Annotated in this window: 9 protein-coding genes and 1 pseudogene; 9 read left to right on the top strand and 1 reads right to left on the bottom strand. The window is 65.9% G+C overall.

The features are described 5' to 3' along the window. The 6 genes and pseudogenes from N5I32_RS20845 to N5I32_RS20820 all read left to right on the top strand — a co-directional run. Positions 1-365 (top strand): DUF6915 family protein (locus tag N5I32_RS20845; protein WP_261497842.1); only part of this gene is annotated, 365 nt, incomplete at its 5' end. Position 366: 1 nt separating this feature from the next. Beyond that, complete coding sequence (locus tag N5I32_RS20840; protein ID WP_261497841.1) at positions 367-564, top strand: hypothetical protein; 198 nt, start codon at positions 367-369, stop codon at positions 562-564. Between the two features lie 75 nt (positions 565-639). Beyond that, positions 640-1,058, top strand: a pseudogene (locus N5I32_RS20835) (hypothetical protein). After that, complete coding sequence (locus tag N5I32_RS20830; RefSeq protein ID WP_261497840.1) at positions 1,051-1,695, top strand: DUF8835 domain-containing pootine; 645 nt, start codon at positions 1,051-1,053, stop codon at positions 1,693-1,695. The pseudogene N5I32_RS20835 and the gene N5I32_RS20830 overlap by 8 nt, the downstream one beginning before the upstream one ends. Positions 1,696-1,752: 57 nt before the next feature. Beyond that, a complete protein-coding gene (locus tag N5I32_RS20825; RefSeq protein ID WP_261497839.1) occupies positions 1,753-2,346 on the top strand; it encodes a DUF6088 family protein in 594 nt (197 codons plus the stop codon). Continuing rightward, a complete protein-coding gene (locus N5I32_RS20820) occupies positions 2,339-3,361 on the top strand; it encodes a nucleotidyl transferase AbiEii/AbiGii toxin family protein (RefSeq protein WP_261497838.1) in 1,023 nt (340 codons plus the stop codon). Before N5I32_RS20825 ends, N5I32_RS20820 begins: the two co-directional genes overlap by 8 nt. 22 nt (positions 3,362-3,383) lie before the next feature. Here N5I32_RS20820 and N5I32_RS20815 read toward each other — a convergent pair whose 3' ends face one another. After that, positions 3,384-3,680 carry a hypothetical protein gene (locus N5I32_RS20815; RefSeq protein ID WP_261497837.1) on the bottom strand — a complete coding sequence of 99 codons (297 nt, stop codon included), beginning with the start codon at positions 3,678-3,680 and terminating at the stop codon, positions 3,384-3,386. Positions 3,681-3,857: 177 nt separating this feature from the next. On the opposite strand from N5I32_RS20815, the gene N5I32_RS20810 reads away from it, so the two are divergent. From N5I32_RS20810 to N5I32_RS20800, 3 genes are all read left to right on the top strand, one after another. Then, positions 3,858-8,297 (top strand): strawberry notch family protein, encoded by a 4,440-nt coding sequence (locus tag N5I32_RS20810; RefSeq protein WP_261497836.1) that lies wholly within the window; start codon positions 3,858-3,860, stop codon positions 8,295-8,297. Between the two features lie 3 nt (positions 8,298-8,300). Further along, positions 8,301-9,332: a DUF7146 domain-containing protein gene (locus N5I32_RS20805; RefSeq protein WP_261497835.1), complete on the top strand. Its 1,032-nt coding sequence runs from the start codon at positions 8,301-8,303 to the stop codon at positions 9,330-9,332. 366 nt (positions 9,333-9,698) lie between these two features. Next, on the top strand, positions 9,699-10,631 hold the full coding sequence (locus N5I32_RS20800) for a DUF2493 domain-containing protein (RefSeq protein WP_261497834.1): 933 nt from the start codon (positions 9,699-9,701) through the stop codon (positions 10,629-10,631). The last annotated feature ends 90 nt before the right edge of the window (positions 10,632-10,721 follow it).

The raw sequence follows: 10,721 nt of genomic DNA, 5'->3' as shown, positions 1-10,721 counted from the left end.
GCCTCGGTGATTTTGCGGGTCGTGGCAGCCAGCATAGGGCAAAACGCCACCGTCGGCATGCTGTCCACATAATCGACTCCTCAAAAGCCCATTCCGCCGACTTTCGCCACCGAGCCATGTTTCACCATGCCGCTGGAATCTGGCTTTCCGAGACCGTCTTCGGGCCGACGATTACCCTCTCCACGGGCCGCGTGATCCCGACACGATGGGTGGGCGAGCAGCATGTCAGCGAGGATCTGGGGTTCATTCCGAGCTTCGCCGACTGGGTCAAAGCAATCCGGCCCGAACCCTGGATGGGCCGGTCCGAGCGGATCGAAGCGCTGGTCGATCCGCATCTCGCTTCACCCGTGGTCGAGGTCAGCTGACGTGACCGATCCGGCCTATCAGTGCCTCGGCCTGCCAGTGACGGCTTCGCCCTATGCCGTCCTGCGGGCGGCGGTCCGTGCGCTGCACCCCGACACGCGCGCCGTTCGCGGCTTCCGGATCGCACGCAAGCGCTTCTACCTGCAGATGCTTTGTGCGCATGCCGCGCGACAGGCGGCGGGCGACGATCCGGCCAGCTGATCGCTCCCGACCACCCCCTCATCCCGACATAGCGCCCGGCCATTTGGCCGGGTCTTCCCCATTCAGGAGGTCCCCATGGCGGATTACTTCACCCATTTCTCGTGCCTGCTCGACGTTGGCACCCCCGACAAAGCTGCCCGCGCGCTCGCCCTGTTCCAGAGCTTGCGCGAAGCCGATCAGGATGCCGAGGACCCGGAGGTCGCGGGCTTCGATCTCGCGCGCCAGGACGCGCCCGAGGGCAGCACCCTCTGGCTCCATGACGACGACCACGGCGATGTCGAAGCCGTCATCCGCTTCGTGCCGCGCCTTGCCGAAGAGCTCGCCTCACCGGTCTCTGGGGGTTCCAGTACGCCCTGACTTGTTCCCGGCCGCGCCTCGATGCCTTCGGCGGTGGCGCGCATGTCATCGATCTCGGCGCCCGGAAATCCATCGGCTGGACCGGAAGTCAGGAGTGGCTGGCCACTGCGCTGAACGGGGAGGACGCAAATGGCTGAGGTCATCTGCACAACAGTCTACCAGTTCCCCGAACTCTCGGATGCCGCCAAGGAAAAGGCGCGCAACTGGTATCGCGAGCTCGGCCCCCACGACGATTGGTGGGACGCGGTCTACGAGGATTTCGAGCGGGTCTGCGAGATCCTCGGCATCCGCCTGAAGACCACGCCCGTCCGCCTGATGGGCGGCGGGACGCGGGGCAAGCCCTGCATCTGGTTCTCCGGGTTCTGGAGCCAAGGGGACGGCGCTTGCTTCGAGGGCTATTGGTCCCACGCGAAGGGCGCGGCCGCGCGCATCCGGGACTACGCGCCCACGGACACGACACTGCATGGCATCGCCGACCGGCTGCAGGCCGTCCAGCGGCGGAACTTCTATCAGCTTGCTTCCGAGGTCAGCCATCGTGGCCGCTACTACCACGAATACACCATGGCCGTTGGTGTCACGCGAGACAGCCCGACTTGGCAGCCGCCGACCGAGGACGCGGAGGAGATCGTGACCGAGGCGCTGCGGGATCTGGCCCGCTGGCTCTACCGCCAGCTTGAGGCCGAATACGACCACCTCACCTCGGACGAGGCGATCGAGGAGGGGATCATCGTCAACGAGTACACCTTCACCGAAGGAGGGCGCCGCTTCGGGTGAGACCGCACGGTTGAAAACTGTCAGAAAACCGTGTATGTTTCTGACAAAGGAGCGATCATGGAGCGCATGGCCGAGAGCATTATGAAGGTCGCGACGACGTTGCCGGAGGGGGTGCCCTTGGCAGCGAAGGGGCTCCTGCACCTCGGCACGCGCGCGGCGGTCGATCAGACGCTGTCGCGTCTGGCCGCGCGCGGCGAGTTGATCCGTGCAGGACGCGGCTTCTACATGCGCCCCGTCCAGACACGCTTTGGTCCGCGCAGTCCGTCGGCTGAACAGGCGATTGAAGCGCTCGCTGTGCAGCGGGGCGAGACGATCGTGCCGAGCGGTGCTGCCGCGGCAAACGCTTTGGGCCTGACCACGCAGGTGCCGGTCAAGACGGTTTACCTCACCTCGGGACGAAGCCGTGTGCTGAACCTTGGCCGGCAGGCAGTCGAACTGCGTCATGCGCCGCGCTGGCAGTTGGCCCTTGGGAGCAAGACCTCGGGCCAGGTTGTCCGGGCTCTGGCATGGCTCGGTCCGGATGAGGCTCCCAAGGGCCTGCAAATCCTGCGATCCAAGCTCACGGAGACGGCAAAGACCGAACTCGTGTCCGCCGCGCCGCAGTTCCCGACTTGGCTGGCACGACTGATCGGAAAGATGGTCCATGGCTGAGGCATTCCTGCGCCTCACCGCCAAAGACCGGTTGGATGCTCTTGGCGTCGCAGCCGATCTGCTTGGCCGGCCAGCCCATCTCCTCGAAAAGGACGTCTGGGTGGTCTGGGCTATCCAGCAGCTGTTTGGATCGCCCGTCGGCACAAACCTCGTCTTCAAGGGGGGCACCTCTCTGTCGAAGGCCTACCAGGTCATTGACCGGTTTTCCGAGGATGTGGATCTGACCTTCGATATTCGGGCGCTTATCCCTGATTTGCTCGAGGGTCGTGAAGATGCCATGCCCGCCACATCCAGCGAAGAGCGGCGCTGGTCGAAACGTGTCCGACAGGCTTTGCCTGAATGGGTGGCCGGGACCATTCAGCCGATCCTGCAGCAGGCGATTGATCGGGAAGGGATCGATGCCAGGCTTCGGATTGACGGCGACAAGCTGTTCATTGACTACCCGCACCTCGCCCAAGGCACGGGATACGTTTCTCCGAGTGTGATGCTTGAATTTGGCGCGCGTTCTACCGGAGAGCCGGCATCAGCGCGAGACATTGTCTGTGACGCAGCGGTGGCCGTCGACGGCCTTGAGTTTCCGTCTGCTCGCCCGCGCGTGATGCATGCAGAACGGACCTTCTGGGAAAAGGCGACGGCGATCCACGTGTTCTGTTTGCAGAGCCGTATGCGAGGGGATCGCTTTTCCAGACACTGGCATGATGTCGCCCGGTTGGATGATGCGGGCATCGCTGCTGCGGCCATCGAAGATCGCGCACTTGGGACCGCTGTCGCAAAGCACAAGACAATGTTCTTTGCAGAGAAAGCCGCGGATGCCACATGGATCGATTACGGCGCCGCAACCTCTGGGCATCTACAACTGGTCCCAGGCGGCGATGCTCTCAAGGCTCTCGCCGACGATTATCGCCGGATGGTCGAGGACGGCCTGCTTGCATCAACACCAGAGCCCTTTGGCGACTTGATGGACCGCTGCGCGGACATCGCGCGCAGGGCTAATGCAGCGTTCAAGCCTGACTGACCAAATTTTCGGAAAATTCCCGTTACTTGTTGCCGTCGATCCACTTCGACATGAGCCCCTTGTCGCGGAAGCATTCGTCCGGAACCGCGCGCCGTTTGATCCGGGCGAGCTGCTCCGCGAAGGCCACCTGCTTCGAGGTCGGCAACTGGTCCATGTCGGATACAGGCTTCAGCTGGGCCTGCGCCTCGATCCAGGCGCTGAGCGACCGGCGGTCCTGCTGAACTTCCCAGGGCAGAAGGGTCTGGTTGCGCAGGGCCAGTGAACGCGCATAAGCGATCTGCTTGGGCGTCGCGGGCAAGGCGTATGTGGTGCTGTCCATCGGGAAACTCCCTTGCTGGCTTGAATTCCAATATAGAACATAAAGAGAACAAAATCAACCCGAGCGAACGGAACGCACCGGTTCGAGAGGGAGAGAGGGGCCGGGAAAGATCAGGCCTGAGGGTGCCCGAGAGAGGGCGTCCGGGCCTGTCCCTGTCCCCCATTCCGGAGTTTCCCGATGACCTATCTCGCGCCTGTTGCGCCTCCCGTTCCTGTTCCATCTCGCGATCCCGCGCCCGCGCTCCTCGCCGTGGCCGAGGCTCTGCAGCCCGATCTCGCCCAAGGCTTCCAGATCGACGCGCTGCGTCTGCGACTTGAGATGGAGCGCGCCTTTGGCGGCTCCGATGCCGATGGCGCCTGGGACTGGAAGCTCGCCTATGAGGCGGGCGAGGTGGCGCTCGTCCTCTTCCTGCGGAAATTCGGCCGCGCGCTGCTGGCCCGGGCAGGATCGCCTGCGGCGCTGCTGCCGATCCTCACCAAGGTGGCGGGCCTCTTGCCAACGCATACCCGGCGCTCGGAAGAGATGGAGCGCTTCCAGCAATTCTCGACACCGCTGCCGATGGGCATTGCGGCCCTGGCCGCTGCGCAGATCACGCCGCGCGACTTGGTCCTCGAGCCGTCGGCTGGGACCGGGCTACTGGCAATCCTCGCCGAGATCGCTGGCGGCAGTCTCGCGCTGAACGAACTGGCCGACACGCGCGCCGATCTCCTGCGCCACCTCTTTCCGAGCCGACCCGTCACGGGCTTCGACGCAGCACAGATCGACGACCATCTGGACGCGGGCGTTCGTCCGAGCGTCATCCTGATGAACCCGCCCTTCTCGGCCGTGGCCCATGTCGATGGCCGGACGACCGAGGCGACGGCGCGCCATCTGCGCTCGGCGCTCGCGCGCCTCGTGCCCGGTGGTCGGCTCGTGGCCATCACCGGGGCCAACTTCGCGCCTGACGCGGCCGCCTGGTCCGAGACCTTCAGCCGCCTCACCGAGTCCGCGCATCTGGTCTTCACAGGCGCAGTGTCGGGCGGCGCTTTCGCAAAACATGGCACCAGCTTCGAGACCCGGATCTCGGTCTTCGACAAGTGCCACGGCGGCGAGCGGGGCAGCATCATTGCCGATTTCAATCAGCCGATGTCTTCCGACGCCGCTCAGCTCATCGCCCGGATCGTAGCAGAGGTCCCGCCACGCCTCGAGATGGATGCGGGCGCCGTCGCTCAATCGCAGCCCGCTTCCCCTTTCCGGGGAATTCCTTCCCGAGCCTCCGGCCTCACCGCTCGACCCTTGCGGTCGACGGCAGCGGCCAAGATGGATGTGCATGTCACCACGCCGGATGCCGAGGACCTCGCCTACACCCTGAGCGAGACGGCGGACGACCTCTGCTCCACGCGTCTGTCCGACGCGATCTACGAGACCTTCCGCCTGCAGGCCATCGACATCCCCGGCGCGTCCCCGCACCCGACCAAGCTGGTGCAGTCGGCTGCCATGGCCTCGGTCGCGCCTCCGAAACCGACCTACCGCCCGAAACTCCCCGCCGCCGTCCTGCGCGACGGCCTGCTGTCCGACGCGCAGCTTGAGACCGTGATCTACGCAGGCGAGGCGCATTGTGCGCATCTCGCCGGATCATGGATCGTGGATGAAACCGGCGACATGGTCTCTGCCGCACGCGACGATGCCGTTGACGCCGTCCGCTTCCGCCGTGGCTTCTTCCTTGGCGACGGCACCGGCGCGGGCAAGGGCCGCCAGTCGGCCGGGATCCTGCTCGACCACTGGTGCCAGGGTCGTCGCAAGGCGCTCTGGATCTCGAAGAGCGACAAGCTTCTCGAGGACGCGCAGCGCGACTGGTCAGCGCTCGGCCAGGAGCGGCTGCTGGTCACGCCGCTTTCCCGCTTCGCGCAAGGTCGCGACATCCCGCTCACCGAGGGCATCCTCTTCACCACCTATGCCACCCTGCGCTCCGAAGAGCGGGGCGCCAAGAAATCCCGCGTCGACCAGATCGTCGATTGGCTCGGGGCGGATTTTGACGGGGTGATCCTGTTTGACGAAAGCCATGCCATGGCCAATGCCGCAGGAAGCAAGGGCGAACGCGGCGACACGGAAGCCTCGCAGCAGGGCAGGGCAGGCCTGCGCCTGCAGCACAAGCTGCCCAATGCTCGCGTGGTCTATGTCTCGGCCACGGGCGCGACGACGGTCCACAACCTCGCCTATGCGCAGCGGCTCGGTCTGTGGGGCGGCGGCCCCTCCGCTTGCGCTTCGGGCGTTCAGGATTGGCAAAGCTCCACTGGAGCTTCGCCTGCCCCTTTGGGGCACCATCCTTCACTCCCCTTCGCCACCCGGGCGGAGTTCGTAGAGGCGATCGAGGCCGGCGGCGTTGCCGCGATGGAGGTCCTCGCGCGCGATCTGCGATCGCTCGGCCTCTACACGGCCCGGTCGCTTTCCTATGATGGCGTCGAATACGAGATGCTGGAACACGCGCTGACGCCTGAGCAGCGCGGCATCTATGATGCGTATGCCGGGGCCTTTGCCATCATCCACAACAACCTCGCCGCCGCGATGGAGGCGGCGAACATCACGGGCGACAGCGGCACGCTGAACCGTCAGGCCAAGTCCGCCGCGCGCTCGGCATTCGAGTCCGCCAAGCAGCGCTTCTTCGGCCATCTGCTGACCAGCATGAAAACCCCCACCCTGATCGCCGCCATCGAGGCCGATCTGGCCGCAGGCCATGCGGCCGTCGTCCAGATCGTCTCGACCGGCGAGGCGCTGATGGAACGCCGCCTCTCGGAGATCCCGACCGAGGAGTGGAACGACATCCGCGTCGACATCACCCCGCGCGAATATGTCCTGGACTATCTCGCCCATTCCTTCCCGGTGCAGCTCTACGAGCCTTTCACCGACAGCGAGGGCAACCTCTCCTCCCGGCCCGTCGTGCGGGATGGTCAGCCGGTCGAATGCCGCGAAGCCGCGCGGCGGCGCGACGCGCTGATCGAAAAGCTGGCCTCTCTGCCGCCCGTCCCGGGCGCGCTCGACCAGATCGTCCAGCGTTTCGGCACCGACCTCGTGGCCGAGGTCACGGGCCGGTCGCGCCGCATCGTACGCAAAGGCGAGGGGCCTGCGGCGCGGCTTGTTGTCGAAAGCCGGGCGGGCTCGGCCAACCTCGCGGAAACTGCCGCCTTCATGGATGATCAGAAGCGCATCCTGATCTTCTCGGATGCCGGCGGCACGGGTCGAAGCTACCACGCCGATCTTGGCGCGAAGAACCAGCGCCTGCGGGTCCACTACCTTCTCGAACCCGGCTGGAAGGCCGATGCGGCGATCCAGGGCCTCGGGCGCACCAACCGTACTAATCAGGCGCAACCACCCTTGTTCAGGCCGGTGGCCACCGATGTGAAGGCAGAGAAGCGGTTCCTCTCGACCATCGCACGCCGCCTCGACACGCTCGGGGCGATCACGCGCGGTCAGCGCCAGACCGGCGGGCAGGGGTTGTTCCGGCCAGAGGACAACCTCGAGAGCCCTTATGCCCGCGACGCGCTGCGCCAACTGTATCGCCTCATCTATCGAGGCGATGTTGCGGGCTGCTCACTCGGGGCCTTCGAGGACGCCACTGGCCTCAGCCTTGCCGATGACAACGGTCTGAAGGACGACCTGCCCCCGATCACGACTTTCCTCAATCGGCTGCTTGCGCTGACGATCCACATGCAGGCCGTGCTGTTTTCGGCCTTCGAGGAATTGCTCGACCAACGGATCGAGGGCGCCATCGCGGCCGGGGTCTACGACCTCGGGCTCGAGACGCTGCGCGCCGAGAGCTTCCGTGTCACGGATGCCCGGGTGATCTACACCCATCCCGGCTCGGGTGCAGAAACCCAGCTCCTGACCATCGCCGAAAAGCGCCGCAACACGCCGATCTCGCTCGCGGATGCGCTGGACTGGCTCGACGACCCGAAGGCGCGCCTTCTCGTCAACAGCCGGTCCGGTCGCGCCGCGGTGCAGGTGCCTGCCACCAGCCTGATGTTGGACGACGGCACCATCGAGCCGCGGCTGCGTCTGATCCGGCCGACTGAGGCGAGCACGGTTCCGGCCAAGATCATGGACGACACCCACTGGCTGGAAGCCGACCGCGCGGCCTTCACCGCCGCCTGGACTGCGGAACTGGCCGAGGTGCCGGAGTTCAGCGAGTCCACCCTGCACATCGTGGCGGGTCTCCTGCTGCCGATCTGGAAGCAGCTCCCGCAGGACGAAACCCGCGTCTACCGGCTGCAGACCGACGATGGCCAGCGCATCATCGGCCGCCGTGTCTCACCCGCCTGGGTCGCGACCACGCTGGCAGACGATGCGCCGAAGCTCACGGCGGTCCAGGCCCATGCCCTCGCTCTGGAGGGCAAGACCGTGGTGCGGCTCGCCGAGGGGATGGAACTTCACCGATCCCGCGTCATGGGCGTGAACCGGATCGAGCTCTCCGGCTTCACCGAGGCCGCTAAGGACCGGCTCAAGGCCGATGGCTTCTTCTCCGAGATCATCAGCTGGAAGCTGCGCCTCTTCTGCCCGACCGATCCTACCGGCATCGCCGTGCTGGATCGTCTGCTTGCACGTTGTCCTGTGACGGGACTACATGCACGTGGAGGGTGCTGAGCCATGTATTCCGAGACCGAAGATGTGATCCGCGCACTTGCGGAGAATGCAGAAAGCGTGTGTCGCGCCTACCTTCCCGCCGGACGGCGGGAAGGGTCCTACTGGATCGTGGGCGATCTGCAGAACACCCCCGGCCGGTCGCTCTTCGTGCGGCTGACCGGTCCCGCGTCCGGGCCAGGTGCTGCTGGCAAGTTCACCGATGGCGCCACGGGCGAGCATGGTGATCTTCTCGATATCATCCGCGAGAGGACCGGGATCTCCCGCTTTCCCGATCTTCTGGCCGAAGCCCGGGCGCATCTGGGCCGTTCGCAGCCGGTCCTCCCGGATGCACCTGCGCCGAAGAAGGCCAAGGCCCCCGGCGGCACACCAGCGGCGGCGGCGCGATTGTTTGCAGCCTCGGTGCCGGTCGCAGGCACGCTTGCCGACACCTACCTCCGCTCCCGGGGCATCACCCAAGGCGGCATGATGAGCGCCCTTCGCTTCCACCCGAAGTGCTGGCATCGGGATGAGGGTCAGACCCGGAGCCTCACCAGACCGGCGCTGATCGCCGCGGTCACCGATGGGGCAGGGGTCTTTCAGGGCGTGCATCGCACTTGGCTCGCGCCTGACGGACAAGGCAAAGCGGCTGTCGAGACGCAGCGGCGTGCTATGGGTCACCTCCTCGGCAATGCCGTCAGGCTGACCCCGCATGACGACATCCTCGTCGTCGGTGAAGGCATCGAGACCATGCTGTCCTTGGTCGAGGCAGTGCCTGGCCTTCCCGTCTGGGCAGCGCTCTCATCAGGTCACCTCGGGGCAGTCCTGCTGCCGGAGGGGCTGCAGCGCCTCTACATCGCCATCGACCGCGATCCGGCGGGGCGCGGCGCGGCAGAGAGGTTGAGCGCCAGAGCCACTGAGGTCGGGATTTCCGTGCGGGTGCTGGAGCCGCGGCTCGGGGATTTCAACGATGATCTCCGGGCGTACGGCAAGGAGGCACTGCGCCAGCATCTGGCGGGGCAGATCGGGCCAGAGGATCGGCATCGCCTGTCAGGCTGATCCGCATCGCGCAAGGGTCAGTCGGGGAGTGCGGGGCAGGGGTCACGGATCCCTGCCGTGGCTCTGGCTCGTTGCGTTCCCTCTTCCCGGGCAATCTCATCCACCCGTCACCCGAGCGGCCTTCAAGAGATGGGCAGGCGGCCGTCAAAGGGGCCGCCCCTTCAAGGACGGGGGGCGACTGATTTCCGCCGGCGGGGACGAGCCCCGCCTTTGCATCGCGAAGCAAATCAGCCGCCCCCCGTCCTCCTCCACATGCGTTCCGGCCCCGAAAGGGGGTGAAGGGGCGTCCCCCGTGACGGCTTTCGCAGCCCATGAAGGCCGCGCGGGATGACGCGCGGACGAGACCGGCCCGGAGGCAAGAAACCGATGACGATCCACACCCACGACGACGCGTATGAACCCGCCCACACCGCATCCCAGACCGCCCATGCGCTCGACGAGTTGCAGCTCTATGGCTACCGCCCCTTTGACGAGCCCGATCCGCGCCCGATGCCCGATGGACAGCGCCTCGCGGTCGCCGTCGCCGACATCTTCGATGCCCTCGTCGCGACCCTGGAAGACACCCGCATGGAACCCGACCTCGAAGAGGTGCTCTGGGGCCAGGTCAACCTCTTCCACCGCGCCACGGCCCGGATCGAGCGGTCGCTCGATGAGAACGAGCAGGCGCAGCGCCGCCTCCAGCGTGAGCAGGACGGCTCCGAGGTGAAATCCACAGAGCTTGAGCGCCTGACGGCCGAAGGCCTGACCCTCATCGAACGGCGCAACTGCATGGACATGATGCGCGATCACGCCGCCACCGAGTTCGTCCATCACACGGGATCCACCTGGCGCCCCCGCACCGGCTCGATGGTGAACCGCCAGCACATGACCGCAGCACTGATCGACAGCCGCGACTTCCTGGCCGCCAAGCGCCGCGCGGAAACCGAGGTGATGGTCCCCGCAGGCCCCAAGGTCGCCCTCACCGGCGGGACCGACTTCAACGATCACCGCCTGATCTGGGGCAAGCTCGACCAGGTCCGGACCAAACATCCCGACATGGTCCTTCTGCACGGGGGAAGCCCGAAGGGCGCAGAGCTCATCGCCGCCAAATGGGCCGAGGCGAGGGGCGTGACGCAGGTCGCCTTCAAGCCGGACTGGACCAAGCATGCCAAGGCCGCCCCCTTCAAGCGCAACGACGCCATGCTGGACGTGCTGCCCGTGGGCGTCCTCGTCTTCCCGGGCAATGGCATCCAGGAGAACCTCGCAGACAAGGCCAAGAAGCTGGGTATCCCGGTCATGAAGTTCGAGAAAGGGGCGTGAGCCCCTTTCGACCCTCTTCAGGGGGCACATGTTTTGCGCTGTAGTAGGTCTACAGCATGAAGGATTGACACTGCGCGATTCGTCGATTAA

The organism is Albidovulum sediminis (genome assembly GCF_025380365.1).
GTDB classification, from domain to species: domain Bacteria; phylum Pseudomonadota; class Alphaproteobacteria; order Rhodobacterales; family Rhodobacteraceae; genus Albidovulum; species Albidovulum sediminis.
Note: the sequence above shows the minus strand (reverse complement) of the source record. Positions and strands in the feature narration are given on the sequence as shown.